Raw genomic sequence first — 17,960 nt, 5'->3', positions numbered from 1 at the left:
GTGGGGCAGGACCCGAAAAGAGCGGAGAAACGCGCGGATGCGATACTGACGGCGAACTTCGCGCGGCTGCGGGCGGAACTGATGTCTTTCTCCTTCCGCGGTTGTCGGAAGGTCGCCCTGCTCGGCCAACCGGGCGCGGGGAAGTCGACGCTGCTCGACCTCCTCACGGACCGTGGCTGCGAGCCGAGGCCCGTCATCGGCCCACGGACGGATGCGGCGGATTGGAGCCGGAGGCCGGATGCGCCCCTCATCCTGCGCTGCCGGGAATACGCCTTCGTCGACGCGCCGGGGTACGACACGCTCGCGCATCCGGTCGACGCGTTTTTGCAGGCATTCCCGTTCGAGGCGTTCGATCGGCTGGTGCTCGTGTTGGGAGGCAAGATTCACGAGGCCGACGATCGGCTCTGGCAGGCCTTGAAGCAGCAAGCCCTCGCCTCCAGGACGCTCGTCGCGCGCGGCTTCGCCGAGAGCTTGGACGAGGCGGAGCGGTCGGAGGTCGGCGCAGAGCTGTCCCGCCGGTTCGATGGGCAGGCCGTCCTGTTCAGCAACCGGGAGCGGTTCGGGTTGGAGCAGGTGAAGCGGTTCGTCGGCATCGCGTAGCGACCAGACTTGCGACGGCGTTCAAGGACGACGAATAGCGTAGTGCCGACTACGAAGGGATCGATGGCAAAACGGAAAAGCCTTGGCTCTGCGGCCAACAGGTTCCGTTTTGAAGCAAAAAGCTGTATATGGCATAACAAACGGCGTTCAAATTGACATTCAATTTGACACGCCATTTTTTCTTTGATGGAAAAGCTGTAAATAGCCAACGACATTCCTAACGGGTAGGATAAACACCTAACGGGAGGATAGTTTAAGATTATTCGCGGTGAACCGTATCACAAGTAGGGCGAAAATTTTGAGGGATTTGTTTACTACTATACATGATTAATGATAGAGTAATAGGAAAATTGTACTAATCCAATTATTTGTGTTTGTCGAATTGTTCACTATCCATGAGAGCAGGAGATAACATGTTGTTGGGAGCTTTGCTAAAGGGTTACAAGTCGTATGACAAATCTATTTTCATTCCAATTAGTAAGACAATTGAAGAAAAGTATTCAGTTTATATTGGGAACAATGGAGTAGGGAAGAGTGCAATATTAGAAGCCCTTGACACATTTTTTAACAGCAGGCCCTGGAACCTCACTAGAGGTGCAACTAAAGATGAGGTTTATATCGCTCCTATTTTTTTAATTAGAAAAGATAAATTCTTAGATCGAATCCAAAATAGTAACTACTATGACACTGAGGAACTTAAAGAAAATACGGAGCTATTAGAAACCGTTGAAAAATTAAGCTCCTATTTTTGGAATGTTTCTTCTGATTTTAATACTTTAGTTCATAAATGGCCCCATATATCCCAATTTATTAATCTCCGAGATGAACTATTGACCAAATATTCAAGAGACGAATTTTTCTTTCTTATGTTTGGAGTTCAGTTTACTTCCAAAGACACTTACTTTAGTGCGTTCAATGATGATATCAAAAAGAAATTAAGAGATGGCGAGACCACCGAAGAGAGAGAATTGTTTAAGAAATTCGACAAGATAAGAAAGTTAATTGTTGAATTTTATTCTTATGTATACTTGCCAGTGGAACAGAGTGTAGATGAAATACTAAAAATAGAAGCAAAGCAAATGCAAACCCTTATGAACAAGGACGTTTTAGAAGAAATTGATACCGCTCTAACTGATAAATTTAATATTAATAGCAAGGAAAGAAGCTTTATTACATTTCTGAATGATCACTTAAACGAGTTTATGAGAGGAATAAATATCTCCATTCAGCAGATTGATAAAGATTACAATTATGGAGCAGATTTATTTATTAAAAAGAATCTTAAGACCTCTGACATTAGGGAAAAGATCCTAGAAGCGTACTTTTTAAAGAAATCATTAAAATACAACAATAAAGAGATAACCCAACTTAGTTCCGGTGAGCAGAGAAGGGCACTTATTGATATTGCTTATGCCTTCTTATCAAATCAAGGAAGTAGAGACCGAAATATTATTTTAGCGATAGACGAGCCGGAAGTTTCGATGAGTATTTCTAATTGTTATTCGCAATTTCAAAGGTTGGAGAAGTTATCTGGAATAAATGGGAATCAAGTAATAATCACCACTCATTGGTATGGTGCACTTCCAACAATAAATAAAGGATATCTGCAACATATTCAAGAGGATGATGGGAACATTTCGATTACACAGTTTAATTTCTTCAATTATCTCGAAGAGAGAAAAAGATTCCCAAATGATGTTGAATTAAAAAGTATGTTTGATCTAGCGTCGAGTATCTTAAGTTCTATGAAGTCGTTCAATCAGGGGAATTGGATAATCTGTGAGGGTAGTGATGATAAACTTTATCTTGAGAGTATTTTAACTCAAAAAGATAAGTTTAGGATTTTACCTGTTGGCGGTATTGGAAACGTTGTTAAGATATATAACCTATTGTCAAATCCGATCTCTTCTGATAAGAAAGAGTTTAATCCACTAAATAACACAGGAAGAGTATTATGTCTTATTGATACCGATAATTTAAGATTGAACTTTGTTGGCGGGGACAAGGACAACATTGTCCAATTAAGAAGACTTCAAGTTAGCGCTGACAATAAGGAAGTTAAATTGATAGATCCAGCTCGGCAAGAATACTATAGTAGAACCGTAATGGAAGATTGTTTAGATCCGGAAACTTATTACCAAGCTATAACAGCGGTAATTAATACTAAGGGTACTGAACAGATTCGTACGTTATTTAATCAGTTTACTTTCAATGAAAATTGTTCGGTGTCTACCCTTTCAGCGTACCATTCAGTTATTAAGCCTAACCATATGGACTTTTATGATAAGAAGACCGACATTGAAGAGTTCTTATCGGCACATGATGTAAAGTATTTGGTTGCAAAAGAGTATTCAAAAATCTGCGCCGAAAAGGGATATGTGGACCATAAACTTGAGGCTCAGATAATGAGAATATTTGATTATATTGAGCAGACTGTTTAAAGCACTAAACAAGGCGATTGTAGTGATCAATAAAAATCACTACAATCGCCCTCTTTTTATCCTTTCGAAGAATAGAAGAGTGTATTAGAAGTTGAACTAATAAGTGGATGGCGGAGCGGTAATTAGCAAGATTTTATCGATCAAGTAACGGGAACTATGTGAATTTCTTTCAGACTCGGATAAATAATAGTTAAGAATCATATTGCTTTTGTTTAGAATAAGTAGTTGTTCAAAAGGCGCCGAGTGCCTTGATTTCGCTCTATTTGTGATACGGTGAACCGTATCATAAGTGACGGCGAAAATCGCTTCTGATTATTTCGCAGACAAGTCGCTACTCAAGACAGATTAGAATAACTGACTGTTTTTGTCAGGAAATAGGATTATACTCAATATCAGTTCAGAATAGAATCGTACGCTTCGTGGAGAGAAGGCTTAGACTATGACGAAATCGGATAACATGTTATCGATTCTCTGTGCGCCAGCAGGGTACCGATCATTGCGGATTCGGGCCCAAACGGCGGCTATAGCATCCTAATCCGTTTTACTGATTCCCCGCTTTTCTTCGATATCGAGGAACAGAGGGCGTTGATCCGTGCCTCGATATTTGCTAAGGAGGCCGGGTACCCCTATTCAGATGATTTAACCCGGGCTATGGACAAGATGAAGCGATACGCGAACGAGAAGCAACTGGATCAGCTTAATCGACATAGCGTAGCCTTATCGGTCATTTATCCGCGACCGGACGGTGTGCACCAAACCTATCTGCAAATGCTAGAAGAGGCGGCGGGACAGGGACGAACGTTGGAAGTGCAATATGACCGGGGCAAGGGTGAGGTCCCCCTTCCACGACTGTTCGGTCTATCGCAAGGTGCAGAATTTCGACGATATTTCATCATAAAAATTCGCGTCGCAATTCCTACGTTTATCGGTCTCGAAGCGATCGGTCAACAAAGTTGAAAACAGTGGGTTTTAGCCAGGGGGCACTCTAATGAGTACCCTTGTTTTATTTCAAAAACTTGCCGTCACAGATAGCGCGGGGAACCGTATCACAAGCAGTTTTAAGGCGGGAAGTTGAAGATTTTTTTCATTTTGCTCTCTCGCGAAAGGCTTGGAAATATCCATAATTACCTCATATTCTCCATGAACTCTTCTAAGATAACCATCAACCCGTCCGGATCGCTAATCATCGGTAAATGTCCAGTGTCCAGCGTTCGTACCGATTGCGGGGTAAAGTTTAAGATCATTTGATTTTGTAAGGACGGACTGATCTCTTTATCCATGGTCAGCTTCACATATAGCTTGGGTATATCCGGTATTAGCACGTTGGCTCGATCCGTATAGACGCGTACGGCCTCAGGAATGAATCCTTGAACGATCTCTGTGGCTTGGTCCGGTGAGATATCGTTGCATAACCCCGCGCGGATGGCGGATTTCGGCGGTTTCGTACTCATTGTTCGTAGAATAGCAGACAAGAGGATCCTTTTGGGAAACGGCATGATGGATAAAAATGAACCGCCATTCTTTGGAATTGCAGCTCCTACGGCGATACAGCCTGCTAAGCTTTCGCTCAGTTCGGATGCAAGCTTGAGAGCAAGAACTCCTCCAAGTGAATGCGCCACGATAACGAACCTCCGAGACCCCCATTCACTTATTTGTTTTTTGATGTGAGTTACATAATCCTCCAACGAAAGCCGACTCCTCGATTCAACCGAACTTTGCCTCAGAGGAAACTCAGCAAGTAAACAAGGATGTTCAAGTCCCTCTACGACACTACTTCAAATTCGGCATTCCAAGCCTGCTCCATTAATGAATACAAAGCCGGTCTTTTCTTGCAGATTCTCTTGCATATCGATCATGCCCCCCGTAGGAAGTAGGTTCAGATTGCTTATGGGATAATTCGATGTAAATCGAAAAAAAGCAGCGCCGATTCGAACTTTAAGAAAAGTTTAAGTTGGACGCTGCTAATTTGTTTCATGATTCGATGAAGGTCAAACTGACCATGAACCTTGCATTCTGCGGATGAAGATGATTTGACCGGTATGGTAGATGTCGTGGAGAACAAGATTCGATACCGATTGGTCAATCGTGACCCCATCTAATTCGCTCAGCAAATCTTGATCGCTCAATGCTGAAAGCTTCTCACGAATGCTTGTGTGAATATGTTTCAATTTTTCAACTGTTTCCTGCCACTCTTCCTCTCTAATCACACGGGTGCCCGCATCAAAACTTGTGTCTGTTGATGGAGCGTCTGTCGAACCTGTCAGGCTAGACAGCAACTGTGACTTGTAGAATAAGATGTGGTTGACCAATTCCTTGATCGTATTCATCTCTTTCCCATCCATTCTCCAGCATGCCTGTACAGCTGTTAACCCTTGCAGTGCGCGTTCAAGCGGGGGAAACCAGCCGCTTTCCTTGTCAAAGCAGGCATCCCATGTACTTACTAGTTTCTCTGTTGTCGTCATTTGAATTCCCTCCATTTATAAATTTAAAAAAGACAGACTGTGTAATGCACCGGAATATAAACGGTACTGATCTGTACCTTTTCGATGATCATACAGCTATTTGAAAATCTTGTCAAATTCATAATCGCCGTATATTCCTCGTAAAAATTGACAATTCTCAGTGTAGTGGCTATTATTAAAAGGTACTGTTCTGTACCTTTTAATATCAAATTTGTTCATTATTCAATTAATTAATTGACGGGTGATTTCATGCCAAGAGCGACAGCGAAAAATCGAATTCTTCAAGTGGCATCGGATTTGTTTTACAGAGAGGGTATCCGAGCCGTCGGAATTGACCGTATTATACTGGAATCGGGCGTTGTCAAATCGAGCTTCTATCGGAATTTTGCATCTAAAGACGATTTGGTTGCGGCTTATTTGGAATATCACGAAGATCTGAATGCGAAAGATTTGGAGGAAGTGCAGCTTCAACATCCGAATTCAAGCGCAATGCAGTTGCATGCTCTCATTGATCGATTTGTAGAGAAGATGAAAACACCCGGATATCGTGGTTGTCCCTTTGTAAATACAACAGTCGAATTTCCGGACTCCTCCCATCAGAATCATATAAGGGCGGTCAAAGGTACGGAAGAAAACTGGAACCGCATCGCAAGATTAGCAGAAGAGGCTGGTGCTGCTCGTCCATTTGAAATGGCAGAATTATTACGTATGTTATGTAATGGGGCTATTATGCTTTCTTACATGAAAAAGTCCGATTTTAACCCCGATATATTCTCAAGAGCGGCTCATACGCTCGTTGATTCCCACTTGTTCAGTTGGACTGTAACAAGAAAGGATGATTAAATTGCGATATCTCTTCGATATTAACCCATACAGCCATTGTGTACGTGAATTATGCAGCAACGATCCTTTGCTGGACAAGCTGATAAATCGGATCGGAAACATCTGCATACCAAATCAGCAGGATGGATTCAACTATCTGGCAAGATCGTTAATCGGCCAACAGCTTTCGGTCAAAGCCGCAGAGACAATCTTCCGCAGAGTTGAACAGATATGCGGGACGATAACGCCAGATACCATCCTAGCCGCAACGGAGGAGAGTCTGCGTTCTGCGGGATTATCTAAGAACAAGCTCGCCTATATCCGGAACACCGCCGAATGTGTGAAAGAAGGCTCTCTCGATTTTCATGCGTTTCAAAACATGGACGACGAGGAAGTCATTCGTTTATTGGTCTCAATAAAGGGTATTGGTCGGTGGACCGCAAAGATGTTTCTCATTTTCTATTTAGGAAGACAGGATGTCTTGTCTTTTGGGGACAGTGGACTTAACCGTGCTGCGGAATGGCTTTATTCATCCGAAGAGAACGACAGCAAATCTCAATTGAAACGTAAACATGTCGAATGGAAGCCTTATTCTACTATCGTATCCCTATACCTCTGGGAGGCAGTCAATATCGGTTTGGTTCAAACGGAATCGTTTACGAACGATTAATGATCAGAAACCGAAGTCAGATATAAAACATTGGCAATCTTGCGCCGCGACAGCTCCTTTCGTATATTTCGCCGATAGACCCGTTAAGCTGAACCGTACCATAAGTGACGGCGAAAAATTCATTATGGTGTTGGGTATTGAAGGATTGAGGCATACGGGCTTCAGTCCGCTTCCAGCAAGATGATCGACCTGTGGGTCGAGGCAAAAAGAGTCTTCCTCGTCGTCGGCCAATTCGGCTTCAAGCTTCCGAAAGTACCCATCGACCTGAGTGCCGTCCGATACGCTCTTGCGCGACGAGGCGGGTATGCCAGTCGATATGACGGGAATGATCTGGTCGGGCTTCCGTTCGAGCGACGATACTTTCGATTTCCATTTAAGCGCAGCTCGTTCGCTTGGTCGAACAGCCTGTTCGACCACCAGATCATTTACCGCGCGTTGAAGGAAGGCATTTTGTAACCAAATCTAAAAACACTGCGTCAGGGAGGCATCGTACTCCTGCATACGGCGGTTTTATTTCGTGTTAGAAAATCGCATGATCATAAATACAACGAACGATACAAATCCAAGCCACAAAAGCATGAGCCCTTTATGGTGAAACAGATCCCCCGCTGCTTGTACATGCTTCCCCGTCAAACACCACGTCAAGACAACAATGAACAGAGCGCTGCATGTACCGATCAAGCCTCCGGCGATACAGTCCGACGGATAATGAAGTCCCAAATATATGCGCGAAAACCTAGCTTGAGCGACTTTCGTATGACCGACTCCGTAGCCGGCCGTCAAAATAAGGAGTTTCTGTTCATGCCGCACGAACTACGCACCTCTCTTGTTTGTTACAGGTTGAAGAAACGCATGCTGCTGTAGGATTATCCGGACTTCCACTCGCACTTCATGTGCAAGTGATCGTCGATCAGCTCGGCCGTAAGTTTTCCGTTCATTCTCAGCATGAGGCTTCTGGCTATCGACAAACCGAGACCGCTGCCAATCCCCGCTCTGGTCTGATCCGCCATGTAAAACCGGTTGAACAGCAAATCGAGATTGATGCCTGCCAAGTGCCGGGCTTCGTTGCAGATGGTCAAAATGGTTGCGATGCCGCGCTTCTCGAGCCGGATGACCGTGTCGCCTTTTGCATGCCGGATCGAATTGAGAATCAGATTCTCCACGACTCTTCTGACGGCCCGTTCGTCCGCGATAATGATCGTTTCCTCCTCCACAATTTGAATGTTCGGACTCAGCTGCCGTTCGTTAAACCGGTCGTAGTAACCGATCAGGATTTCCGGGAGCAAGCGGCTCATGTCGAGGCGTTCCAGCCTCATGCGGTAATCGACGGATTCGATGACGGACAACTCGAAAAAGTCGTTCAGCAGCGCCTGCAGCCGTTTGATCCGGTTTTTGATGACCGCGATAGATTCTCTCTGTTCCTGCGGGGTTAATCCGCCAGATTCCAGCAGCTGTATATAACCGAAAACGGATGTTAGCGGCGTGCGCAAGTCATGCGAGATGTTGGCGACCGCTTGTCTCAGCTCGTCTTCCGTTCGTCTTTTCTCGGCGTTCGCCTGCACGATCAAATCCGATTGCCGGTTGATTTCAACGGCCAGCGCTTCGATGTCCTTCTCGATAAACGACAAATCGATTTTCTTTTCCGTTTCGAAGTTGTTATACTGCCGCAGTTGAGAGGCGATTCTGCGTATTTCCCGCTTCATGCAGAAAAGGCGGATGAAAAGAGCGGCCGCCAATCCGATCGAAACGATCGTCACGATGAACACGTGCTTCCCACCCGCCTTTTGTCATTTGATTTCTTTCCTGCGAAACGCATACATGCCCAGAAGCGCAAAAGCTGCGAATGTCAGGACCGGGACGGTGAGGGATAAAAGAAGATCGTCGTTGCTATCCAGCCTATATTGGATCGACGTCATGAACAGGTTGAACACCGAATAGTCGTAAATGGTCTTTATTATGGGAAAGTAGGGGGTTGCCAGTTTGGTAATCAGATCGACGAATAAGAAAAATACGAGCGAAATCCCGATCGATTTGCCGCTGTCCCTCATCGCGATTGCCAATAAAGCGGCGATCGAAGCAAAGGCGGCCGCGAACAAGACGGTAAAACCGAGCGTCCGGAACAAATATTCGGTAGCGTTGACATCGGTCAACTGGCCGAATCCGGTCAGTGAACTTCCGACGATGACACTGATGACGGGAAACAACAAGGCAATAATGACGGCGCCGAACGAGTACACCGCCAGCTTCGCGCCATAAATCCGCATTCGGCTGCTTCCGGCTGATGCGGTCCTCTTCATCGCGCCGGAGGAATATTCGCTTGAGATGAAGAAACCGGCCAGAACGCCAAGGGTGATTTTGAGGAAATACACATTAATGCCGACGGCATCAACAAACAACTCGATCCCGGTAAATGTGATCTTGGGTCCATTCCTTGGCGGTACGTAATACTGAAACAGCGGGTAGGCAACCGCCGCAACGATCAGAAGCAGACATAAGCTGCGGAACGATCTGTTCTTACGCAACTTGTACCATTCCGACAAAATCAAGTTATTCATGCCCCGCACCTCCGATTCGGCCCGCGAAATAGCTTTCCAAATCTTCGCCCATCGGCATGAACTGTTCGATTTCAAGACCTGCGGCAGCCAGCTCGGAAGAGACTTTGCCCGGATGCTCCAAATACCTGAATAATCGGATGACGCCGCCTGACATCACTTCGAACTCGGTTGTGTCCAGCTTTCGTTCGATCACCGCCGCGGCCCGGTCGGGATCGTTCACCTTGATGTGCAGATAATGCTGACACCTCTCGTTTAACTCTTTCACTGTCAACTGCTCCAGAAGCTTTCCGCGATGAATGATCCCGTAATGGGTGGCCAACTGATGAAGCTCGCTTAGAATGTGGCTGGAGATGAGGATGGTCAGCCCGGTTTCACGGTTGATTCTCTTTAACAATTCCCTCATTTCCACAACGCCCATCGGATCCAATCCGTTCGTAGGCTCGTCAAGAATGAGAAATTCCGGATCTCCCAGCAGGGCGATGGCGAGGCCGAGACGCTGTTTCATGCCCATGGAGAAATTTCCCGCCTTCTTCCTGCCTGTTTCCCGAAGCCCGACCAATTCGAGGATTTTTCCTATGTTCGCTTTTCCCGGAACTCCTTTTTGGAGCCGGTGTACTTCCATGTTTTCATAGGCCGTCATGTGCGGGAATAGCGCCGGGCTTTCGATGATTGCTCCCATTCGCTTCCTGGATTGAACGATTTCTTTTTCGGCGTTTTTTCCGAACAGCTCGATCGAGCCGGAGGTCGGAAAGGAGAGTCCGGACACAATGCGCATGAGCGTCGATTTGCCTGCGCCATTTTGGCCGATAAAACCGTAAATGGAGCCTTTGGGAATGGCAAGGTCGACTTTATCCAATGCGTATTGATCCTTGTATTGCTTGGTAAGCTGGCTGGTTCGAAGAACATAATCGATCATCTTTGCAAAAGCCTCCTCTCTTGGAACGGCTTCAGTGTAAAGGCGGGAACTTAAGAGAAGGTGAAGGCAATTCGTAAGAAAAACTTAAGCTTTCAGACGGTATCCCATGCCCCAGATCGTTTCGATGTACTCCTCGCCGGGATCGGCTTTGGACAGCTTGCTTCGCAGATTACTCACATGAACATTGATCGTGTTCTCTTCGCCGCCGATAAACGCCTCGTCCCATACGCTCTCGAACACGTTCGCTTTTGTAAAAAGCTTTTTCGGTGACGTCATCAGCAGCGCTAATATGTCGTATTCTCTTGCTGTCAAAGAAAGCGGCGATCCGCCGACCGTTACCTTCTTCGCATCGAGGTCCAGGATTGCGTTTTTATGCTTGAGCAGCTGATTCTCCGCGGGAGTGGGGACACGCCTGTATCTTCGCAAATGGGAATCGATGCGTGCAGACACTTCCTCGATGTCGAAAGGCTTCGTGATATAATCGTCCGCGCCTGTCCGCAGCATGTCGATTTTGGTCTGCCGTTCCTCTTTGGCCGACAGGATCAGAACCGGGATAGATCCATATTTGCCTATCCGGTTAAGCAGCTCTTCACCCGATAACCCGGGGAGCATTAAATCGAGCAAAATCATGTTCCACTTCTGCTTTTCCAAATAGAGGAGGGCCTCCGTCCCGGAATAAGCGGGCTGAGGGACATAGCCGCTCTTGCGCAAGACGCTGCATAACAAGCGGTTGATGTCATCATCGTCTTCCACGACCATAATGTGGACGGGCTTTTCCATTTGCTCACCTCTGGGGGCCGATATGGGTTTAGGTAGCAATGTCGTCTAGTTTATACTATAAAAAAATTTCTTATGATGATAGGAAAGTTATTCTGAAGTAATTCTTAATTTTCTTCTAAAGCCCGAAGTGGAACCATCCGGCGACTCCCGACTTGCAAATATTGATTAATATACACCAATCATAAAGGGCTCCGAGTCGGATCCCATAAATTTTCGCCGTTTAAGTGATACGGAAAACCATATCATAAGTAACGTTCAGAAGGGTCGTCAACTTAGGCGCAAATCGTATACATACAAGTCTATATACTATTGGTTTTCATTGACAGTATACATACCGATCTGTATACTTTCAACTATAGAGGTGAAGTGAAATGAGCGTTGCAAATGACCGGAAGTCTGTCGCTCGGGAGCAATTGATGGTGACCGCGAGCCAGTTGTTCTTCGCGAATGGTTTCCATGCAATCGGCGTCGACCGAATTGCCGCCGAATCCGGAGTTACGAAGATGACGTTGTACAAGCACTTTTCGTCCAAAGATCATTTGATCGTTGCGATTCTGGAGCGTTCCAGTGAGATGTATTGGACATGGTTCGAGAAGACGATCCAAGGAGCGGCCAAACCGGAGCAACAGATGCTTGCGCTTCTCCAAGCAATCACGAGCCAGCATTCGAAGTCGCCGCAGTCGAGTTTCTGTCTCTATCAAGCCGTCGCGGTGGAATATCCTTTTCCCGACCACATGGTCAACCAAGCTGCAAGCCGTCACAAGCAATCCGTCGTGCTGCGGTTGGAGGACATGTGCAGGCAAGCGAATCTGCGATCACCCGAAGCTCTGTCACGACAGCTTTTCGTGCTCATGGAAGGATTCTGCATGACCGCGCGACTGATCGGTCCCGATGCACCACCGGCCGATATTGTTCAAGCTGCGATTACCCTGATCGAATCGCATCGAAATTGATTAGAAATGCGAGCCGCGAGCTGGCTTAACTTTGATGACTGACAAAAAACCATTCAATAATTTGCAAACAAGACGCTTGTGCTGTCATGCATGTTATGAGCGTCCAAAGGGGTGAGTGTAATGGCCAAAATGTGTGAGTGCCTCTTTCCGAAGAAGCAAGAGGAAGTGTGGCCTCTGATTGTGACGCAGAACGTGCTGACCGGCCGCTGGAAGCTGGCGATCCTGTGGTTTCTGAACCGGGAGACGCGAAGGTTCAGTGAGATCAAGTCTTTCTTGAACGACATTTCCCAAGGATCGCTAACCAAGCAGCTTCGGGAAATGGAGGATCATGCCCTGATCCTCCGTTTTGTCTATCCCGAAGTGCCTCCACGCGTCGAGTACTCGTTAACTTCCAGAGGGCGGTCGCTCATTCCGATCATTGAATTGATGGCCGAGTGGGGAAAGCTAAGCTGAACAAGTCAGTCCCACCAGAACTACGTCGTTGTATACGTTTTGCTGCCGACCTTATCACTGGCCTTGAAGGATAGGAAGGCGAATACCAGAGCAATGAGCGCCACAATCCCGGAAGACCAGCCCAGGTTCGACGCCGATGACGAGCGGATAATCACTCCCCCTAGCAACGGGCCTAGCATCAGGCCGAATTGAAAGAAGGACAGATTGACACTTTGGGCGATATCCGGTGCTTGGGGGGACAAGGAAACCAGATAGAATTGCAATGCCGGAGTGGTACTCCAAAGGGAGGCCATCCAGATTAGAACGACCGCAATCATCCCGAACAGGGAGTGTCCCAGCACTGGCGATACGACGAGGATAGCTACCTGCACCAGAAGACCAGTGTAGATGGTCAATTTGCTCCCCCACTTGTCCGAGAAAAACCCGCTCAGCCTGGAACTGGCCATCGAGAACAGTCCGGCCACCAGCAGAATAAGGCTGATGGTCTCTGTCGACATACGGCTGGCTGATTGGATAAACGGCGTCAGATAGGTCAGCAGCATTCCGTAATCGAATACCAGGAAGAACGACACCAGCACGGCTGTTATGACCGCCTTATTTTTCAGCACCCCGAATTGCCGGGTAAGCGGAACTTTCTGTGACCCGACGATTCTCGGCATGTACCTCGCAAGGATCAACCCGAGAATGAGAGCGAGCAATCCGACTGCCAGAAACAGGAATCGCCAACCCGCCGCTTTGCTTAACAGCGTGCCTATAGGAATGCCGATGACAAGCGAAGAAGTGATCCCCGTCGCAATAATGCCAATGGCGCTCGCCCCTTTGTCTGCATCAACCAATTTCATCGCAACGGCAAAGGCGATGGCGATGAAGGCGCCGGCGCCGCAGCCGGTAAATAGACGGAGCGCTAGCAGCAGCGGAAAGTTGTGGACAGGGAAGACTAGAATGTTGCCTGCAGCAAATAGCGCCAGCGCGATAAGCATCGCTCTCTTACGGTCCAGTTTTGCCATAAGAGCGATGAGAATAGGGCTGCCGATGCCGAAACCGAGTGCGAAGGAAGTAACCAGCCATCCCACCGAAGAGAGCGATACGTGGAGATCGTCGGAGATCATCTCGATAATGCCGGCGACGATGGATTCCACCGTTCCCAGAAGAAAGCCGCCGAAGGCCAATGCATAAATCAATCTATTGTTCATGTTACCCTCCCAATGTTGCCGAAAATAAGAAACGATGCCAAGCAGCGCGCGATGCCGGTCTAAACTTAGGATAAGATCCCGGCTAATCATCGTGAAGTAGGCAATTATTATTGTTATAGTACACTTTGATGTACCTACTGCCTTTACCCAATGCCTCGAAAAGGTGGAATAAGAAAAATTCCCCTCTGAAGATATCAGGAGAGGAATCTTGAGTACATATTTGCTTTTTTTTCACTTTGAGTACTTTAACACGACGATACCTCGGGAATAAGGAATTGCCTCGACAAGATTAAGGTTCAAAGAGCTGTTTATTTCCTTGAATGGTGACAAGCCCTCACCTAAGACAACTGGGTTGACGATAAGATGAAACTCATCGACGAGACCAGATTTGATGAGCGATGATGCAAAACCCGCACCGCCGAACGCAATGATATTTTTACCAGGTACCTGCTTGAGCGCAAGTATCTCGTCGACGAGTTCGCCTTTTGCAAGTGTATTATTATTCCATATCGACCTAGTAAGTGTTTTTGTAAAAACAACTTTATGAGCATTTGTTAGACTCTTTGCAAAGTGAGATTGGGGATTGTCTGATCTTTGAGCCAGCGTAGCCCAATGATCGTTAAATCCTTGGACTGCCATTTTCCTACTGAGCAGAACGCAATCGATAGATGCCATGAGATTAGTGTGATATTGTCTTAGTTTGGTATCCCAAGCCCAATCGTTACCATAACTCCATACCATCCAGTCCATACTACCATCCATGTCGACAACGTATCCATCAATTGACATCTGCATTTGTAAAAGAAGTTTTCTCATTGCTTTCCCTCCTTACCTTTCTTCAAATTGTTCCTTTGCCCATTGTTCCAATGTGGTTTTAGTCGTATTCTCGGGTGATCTTATTTCCAAGGTCATGGAATTCCCTTTGTTGAAGCTGCTCGCGGTTTCCATGACAGCATCCGCAAAACTTGAGGAAACGCCAGCAGTAATCATGGCCTTGTACGCTTCCTCAATGGGAACTTGTTTATATCTAACCTCTGGTTTTCCAAGAGCTGCAGCAAGGATTTGGGTAGCTTCGGTCATCGTATAATCACGCGCACCCTGCAATTCACGAACGTGAACCTCAGGAAAAGTATCAGCGGTAAGTGCCTCTACCACCTTATCTGCGATATCCCTGCAGGAGATCATTGGCATAGCAACATCAGCCCGAAATGCGGTTACAAAAGAGCCATTTTCCGCTTGTTCGCGAAAGCCAAGCCCTTTAAGGAAATTTTCCATAAAAAAGGCGCAGCGAAAAGATATGAACTCCTTAATGTCAAGTTTGTTTAAATGCTCTTCCATCATGTATGCACCCCAAGCGCTGGTTTTCACACTGTCAGGATCGACAAGACCAATTAAGGAACTCAGTAATACCACTCGTTTAACATCTGCAGTTTGAATGGCTTTGGCCAACTTCTCTCCGATTTCGTTTTCACGCTTGTGAAGGTCAGGAGCTTGCATGTCAATCGGGATCATGACGTAAACACCGTCTGTACCGGAAACGGCTTTGAGAAGCTCATCATCATCATCAATCGAAATACCAAGAGAACGTGATACTTTTCTTACAGTATGTCCCATGTCCTCAAGCTGCTGAGCCACTATTTTCCCAACATCGCTCGTCGCTCCTATTACGGTGTAAATTTTCATGGTATTCCATTCCTTTCGATTCACTTGAGATTTTAGTTTCAAAATGCAACTGAAAAGAGTATAATATTGGATGAGTAGCAAGTCAAGGAGGCTTAATATGAAGCAAGTTCAAGAGAGACGGTCTCAATGTCCTATTAATTTTTCGTTGGAAATGATTGGGGACGCTTGGTCACTGCTCATTATCCGAGACATTATTTATTCTGGTAAGAAGACATATGGTGAATTTCTAGAGTCAGGCGAAGGGATTGCTCGGAATATTCTTGCCACTCGATTAATGCAATTACAGCAAAAGGGATTACTGAAAAAGCGAGATCATCCTACAGATAGACGAAAAGATATGTATGAGTTGACCACAGATGGGCTTGATGTCATCCCAATTCTCCTCGATATGGCTGAGTGGGGTTCTAAAAGTGGGGATACAACCTCTCCTCTGAAATGGCTGGAAGCCGTGCGAGCTCATCGAGAGGAGATTATTCCACTCATTCGCACAACGGTACTCAATGGGGGTTCAGTTTTCAATGGCCCTGACAGTGTTGTTGACAAAATTTCTGCGAAGGGCTGGATGTAGAAACGTTACACCAGCACCTTTTACCACTGATGAGATGATCGTATAGTGAAAAAGGTACTATCTTCAGCAGATGGATTACCCTCATTTTTTAAAGTATAAATCCTGAACTAAATGGCTGCCTTTAAGATAGGGAGTATCTATGCAAATAGAATCGCTTATTGATAGCGATAAGTTGTGGCAAGACGTTGCTGAGTATGCAGAGAGTTGTTCATGGAAAGCAGGAGCCGCTTTAGCGAAACAAATGAGAAAACGCTTTTTTTCAGACTGGGAAAGAGTATTTGCAGCACTTGATGGTAATCACATTACTGGTTATTGCACTTTAGCAAAAACCGACTGTATACCTGATATTTCCTATACGCCTTATATCGGGTTCATGTTTGTGGGAGAGCAGTATAGAGGCAATCGAATAAGCGAAAAGTTGATTTTATCGGCCTTGGCATACGCCAAGGAACTGGGTTTTGATAAAGTATACCTTGTCAGTGACCATGTTAATCTGTACGAAAAATATGGTTTCGTGAAGATAGATGAGAAAGAAGCGCCTTGGGGAGTAATGGAGACCATTTTTATGCACCCGACGTAACATACTGCAATCAAGTAAGGGCCATCCCCGCAAAGGATGGCCCAAAAACTTGCCATTACAGACAACTCGGCGAAACGTATCGCAAATAGTGGTAAAGCGAAGAATCGAGCTGAAGGTTGATGCTGCGATGCTAGGTCAGAGCAAATGCTATTGACAAACCAACTACTGCGTGATACTTTATAGCAGTAGTAAGTAATACTGCATACCTGTCATACAGAATAGCGAGGGGCGATTGTGCTGGAAAACCTAACGGAAATGCTCAAAGGGGTTCTTGAGGGCTGTGTCCTTGATATTATAAGCCGCCAAGAAACCTACGGCTACGAAATCACGCGGCGGCTGAACGCCCTCGGCTTCACGGATGTTGTGGAGGGAACGGTGTACACCATCCTGATCCGGCTCGAGAAAAACAAGTTGGTGGATATCACCAAGAAGCCCTCCGACATGGGACCGCCGCGAAAGTTTTTCGCGATCAACGACGCGGGGCGCGAGGAGCTGCGGAGATTCTGGGAAAAGTGGGAGTTCGTTTCATCAAAAATGAACGAGTTAAAGGAGAGAAAACAATGAACTTTTGGGAAAAAATCACCGGCAGTGACATGACGAAAGAATTGAAAGCTTTTGAATCGCGAGCCAAAAAGCTGCCGGCCGATTATCAAGCGGCATGGGAAAAAATTAATGCCAATCTTTGGCCTCACTCCAATTTCTCCGGTCGCAACCTCATGCCCATTCTTGACGGCGTGCTTGGTCTGCTCGAAGAAACGGCGGCGGACGGTCAGAGTGTCCAAGAGGTTTTGGGCGACGATATCAAAGGCTTCTGTTCAGCGCTGGCCGGCGAAGAAGGGGCAAAGTCTTACCGCGACAAGTGGCGCGAGCAACTCAACCATAATATCGCTAAAAAATTAGGCAAATAGGAGGATCAATATGAAAATTCAAGATATCATCCAAGGCAAAAAAGAGTGGCGGGCGCACGTGGCGCGTGTCAAAGCGCTCCCGCAAGATTATCAGATTGTTTATAAAGAGATTCAAAAGTATCTCTTTAAGGTCGGCCCTGTTGAGCTAACCGACGGGACGGGTTTGCTCTCGGGGATTGTCGATCTTTTTGAAGAGGGCGCGGCCTTGGGGAAAGGCGTGCTCGAAGTGACGGGTAGTGACGTAGCGGCTTTCTGCGACGATCTAATCAAAGATTCAAAAACTTACGCTGACATCTATCAAGAATCCGTTGACCAAAAAGTTTACAAGGCCATAAAAAAGGTGACGGATAAATCAAAGTAAAAGGGGGGGATCAGG

The 17,960-nt window shown here is 46.3% G+C and carries 23 protein-coding genes; 13 read left to right on the top strand and 10 right to left on the bottom strand.

The annotated features are described in order from the left end of the window. The 3 genes from H7C19_RS23655 (at position 1) to H7C19_RS23645 (ending at position 3,998) form a co-directional block, all read left to right on the top strand. Positions 1–600 (top strand): GTPase, encoded by a 600-nt coding sequence (locus H7C19_RS23655; RefSeq protein ID WP_185671541.1) that lies wholly within the window; start codon positions 1–3, stop codon positions 598–600. Between the two features lie 419 nt (positions 601–1,019). Further along, positions 1,020–3,041, top strand: a complete 2,022-nt coding sequence (locus tag H7C19_RS23650) for an AAA family ATPase (protein WP_185671540.1) — start codon at positions 1,020–1,022, stop codon at positions 3,039–3,041. A gap of 651 nt (positions 3,042–3,692) precedes the next feature. Further along, complete coding sequence (locus H7C19_RS23645) at positions 3,693–3,998, top strand: hypothetical protein (protein ID WP_185671539.1); 306 nt, start codon at positions 3,693–3,695, stop codon at positions 3,996–3,998. 167 nt (positions 3,999–4,165) lie between these two features. On the opposite strand, the gene H7C19_RS23640 is transcribed toward H7C19_RS23645, so the two are convergent. Beyond that, entirely contained in the window at positions 4,166–4,726 is a 561-nt protein-coding gene (locus H7C19_RS23640; RefSeq protein WP_246469706.1) for an alpha/beta hydrolase, read from the bottom strand. A gap of 303 nt (positions 4,727–5,029) precedes the next feature. Further along, complete coding sequence (locus H7C19_RS23635) at positions 5,030–5,503, bottom strand: DinB family protein (protein WP_165921128.1); 474 nt, start codon at positions 5,501–5,503, stop codon at positions 5,030–5,032. A gap of 285 nt (positions 5,504–5,788) precedes the next feature. On the opposite strand from H7C19_RS23635, the gene H7C19_RS23630 reads away from it, so the two are divergent. The 3 genes from H7C19_RS23630 (at position 5,789) to H7C19_RS35890 (ending at position 7,451) form a co-directional block, all read left to right on the top strand. Beyond that, complete coding sequence (locus H7C19_RS23630) at positions 5,789–6,346, top strand: TetR/AcrR family transcriptional regulator (RefSeq protein WP_313731993.1); 558 nt, start codon at positions 5,789–5,791, stop codon at positions 6,344–6,346. Positions 6,347–6,413: 67 nt separating this feature from the next. After that, entirely contained in the window at positions 6,414–6,995 is a 582-nt protein-coding gene (locus H7C19_RS23625) for a DNA-3-methyladenine glycosylase family protein (RefSeq protein ID WP_185671538.1), read from the top strand. A gap of 180 nt (positions 6,996–7,175) precedes the next feature. Beyond that, entirely contained in the window at positions 7,176–7,451 is a 276-nt protein-coding gene (locus H7C19_RS35890; RefSeq protein ID WP_446681762.1) for a hypothetical protein, read from the top strand. 54 nt (positions 7,452–7,505) lie between these two features. Here H7C19_RS35890 and H7C19_RS23615 read toward each other — a convergent pair whose 3' ends face one another. The 5 genes from H7C19_RS23615 to H7C19_RS23595 form a co-directional block, all read right to left on the bottom strand. After that, complete coding sequence (locus tag H7C19_RS23615; RefSeq protein ID WP_313731992.1) at positions 7,506–7,805, bottom strand: phosphatase PAP2 family protein; 300 nt, start codon at positions 7,803–7,805, stop codon at positions 7,506–7,508. Between the two features lie 56 nt (positions 7,806–7,861). Next, positions 7,862–8,761, bottom strand: a complete 900-nt coding sequence (locus H7C19_RS23610; protein WP_313731991.1) for a sensor histidine kinase — start codon at positions 8,759–8,761, stop codon at positions 7,862–7,864. 21 nt (positions 8,762–8,782) lie between these two features. Continuing rightward, entirely contained in the window at positions 8,783–9,550 is a 768-nt protein-coding gene (locus H7C19_RS23605) for an ABC transporter permease (RefSeq protein WP_185671536.1), read from the bottom strand. Then, positions 9,543–10,466, bottom strand: coding sequence for an ABC transporter ATP-binding protein (locus tag H7C19_RS23600; protein WP_185671535.1), 924 nt, complete (start codon positions 10,464–10,466; stop codon positions 9,543–9,545). The genes H7C19_RS23605 and H7C19_RS23600 overlap by 8 nt, the downstream gene beginning before the upstream one ends. 84 nt (positions 10,467–10,550) lie before the next feature. Next, positions 10,551–11,246: a response regulator transcription factor gene (locus H7C19_RS23595; RefSeq protein WP_185671534.1), complete on the bottom strand. Its 696-nt coding sequence runs from the start codon at positions 11,244–11,246 to the stop codon at positions 10,551–10,553. Positions 11,247–11,617: 371 nt separating this feature from the next. Here H7C19_RS23595 and H7C19_RS23590 point away from each other — a divergent pair, with 371 nt between their 5' ends. Together H7C19_RS23590 and H7C19_RS23585 are read left to right on the top strand one after the other, a co-directional pair. Continuing rightward, positions 11,618–12,199 (top strand): TetR/AcrR family transcriptional regulator, encoded by a 582-nt coding sequence (locus H7C19_RS23590; RefSeq protein WP_185671533.1) that lies wholly within the window; start codon positions 11,618–11,620, stop codon positions 12,197–12,199. A gap of 120 nt (positions 12,200–12,319) precedes the next feature. Next, the gene (locus H7C19_RS23585; RefSeq protein ID WP_185671532.1) at positions 12,320–12,652 is read left to right on the top strand and encodes a winged helix-turn-helix transcriptional regulator; all 333 of its coding nucleotides are present in this window, start codon (positions 12,320–12,322) and stop codon (positions 12,650–12,652) included. A 20-nt stretch (positions 12,653–12,672) separates the two neighbouring features. On the opposite strand, the gene H7C19_RS23580 is transcribed toward H7C19_RS23585, so the two are convergent. From H7C19_RS23580 to H7C19_RS23570, 3 genes are all read right to left on the bottom strand, one after another. Continuing rightward, the gene (locus tag H7C19_RS23580) at positions 12,673–13,845 is read right to left on the bottom strand and encodes an MFS transporter (RefSeq protein WP_185671531.1); all 1,173 of its coding nucleotides are present in this window, start codon (positions 13,843–13,845) and stop codon (positions 12,673–12,675) included. Positions 13,846–14,076: 231 nt separating this feature from the next. Then, positions 14,077–14,661, bottom strand: a complete 585-nt coding sequence (locus H7C19_RS23575; protein ID WP_185671530.1) for a dihydrofolate reductase family protein — start codon at positions 14,659–14,661, stop codon at positions 14,077–14,079. A 12-nt stretch (positions 14,662–14,673) separates the two neighbouring features. After that, entirely contained in the window at positions 14,674–15,528 is an 855-nt protein-coding gene (locus H7C19_RS23570; RefSeq protein WP_185671529.1) for an NmrA family NAD(P)-binding protein, read from the bottom strand. A gap of 97 nt (positions 15,529–15,625) precedes the next feature. On the opposite strand from H7C19_RS23570, the gene H7C19_RS23565 reads away from it, so the two are divergent. The 5 genes from H7C19_RS23565 to H7C19_RS23545 all read left to right on the top strand — a co-directional run bounded on the left by H7C19_RS23565 (position 15,626) and on the right by H7C19_RS23545 (position 17,945). After that, the gene (locus tag H7C19_RS23565; RefSeq protein ID WP_185671528.1) at positions 15,626–16,096 is read left to right on the top strand and encodes a winged helix-turn-helix transcriptional regulator; all 471 of its coding nucleotides are present in this window, start codon (positions 15,626–15,628) and stop codon (positions 16,094–16,096) included. Positions 16,097–16,268: 172 nt separating this feature from the next. Continuing rightward, positions 16,269–16,676 carry a GNAT family N-acetyltransferase gene (locus tag H7C19_RS23560; protein WP_221469436.1) on the top strand — a complete coding sequence of 136 codons (408 nt, stop codon included), beginning with the start codon at positions 16,269–16,271 and terminating at the stop codon, positions 16,674–16,676. Between the two features lie 255 nt (positions 16,677–16,931). After that, positions 16,932–17,240, top strand: a complete 309-nt coding sequence (locus H7C19_RS23555) for a PadR family transcriptional regulator (RefSeq protein ID WP_281384942.1) — start codon at positions 16,932–16,934, stop codon at positions 17,238–17,240. After that, positions 17,237–17,584, top strand: coding sequence for a DUF1048 domain-containing protein (locus tag H7C19_RS23550; RefSeq protein WP_185671525.1), 348 nt, complete (start codon positions 17,237–17,239; stop codon positions 17,582–17,584). The genes H7C19_RS23555 and H7C19_RS23550 overlap by 4 nt, the downstream gene beginning before the upstream one ends. 10 nt (positions 17,585–17,594) lie before the next feature. Beyond that, on the top strand, positions 17,595–17,945 hold the full coding sequence (locus H7C19_RS23545) for a DUF1048 domain-containing protein (protein WP_185671524.1): 351 nt from the start codon (positions 17,595–17,597) through the stop codon (positions 17,943–17,945). The last annotated feature ends 15 nt before the right edge of the window (positions 17,946–17,960 follow it).

It is taken from the genome of Cohnella nanjingensis, assembly GCF_014212125.1.
In the GTDB taxonomy this organism is placed as follows: domain Bacteria; phylum Bacillota; class Bacilli; order Paenibacillales; family Paenibacillaceae; genus Cohnella; species Cohnella nanjingensis.
Note: the sequence above shows the minus strand (reverse complement) of the source record. Positions and strands in the feature narration are given on the sequence as shown.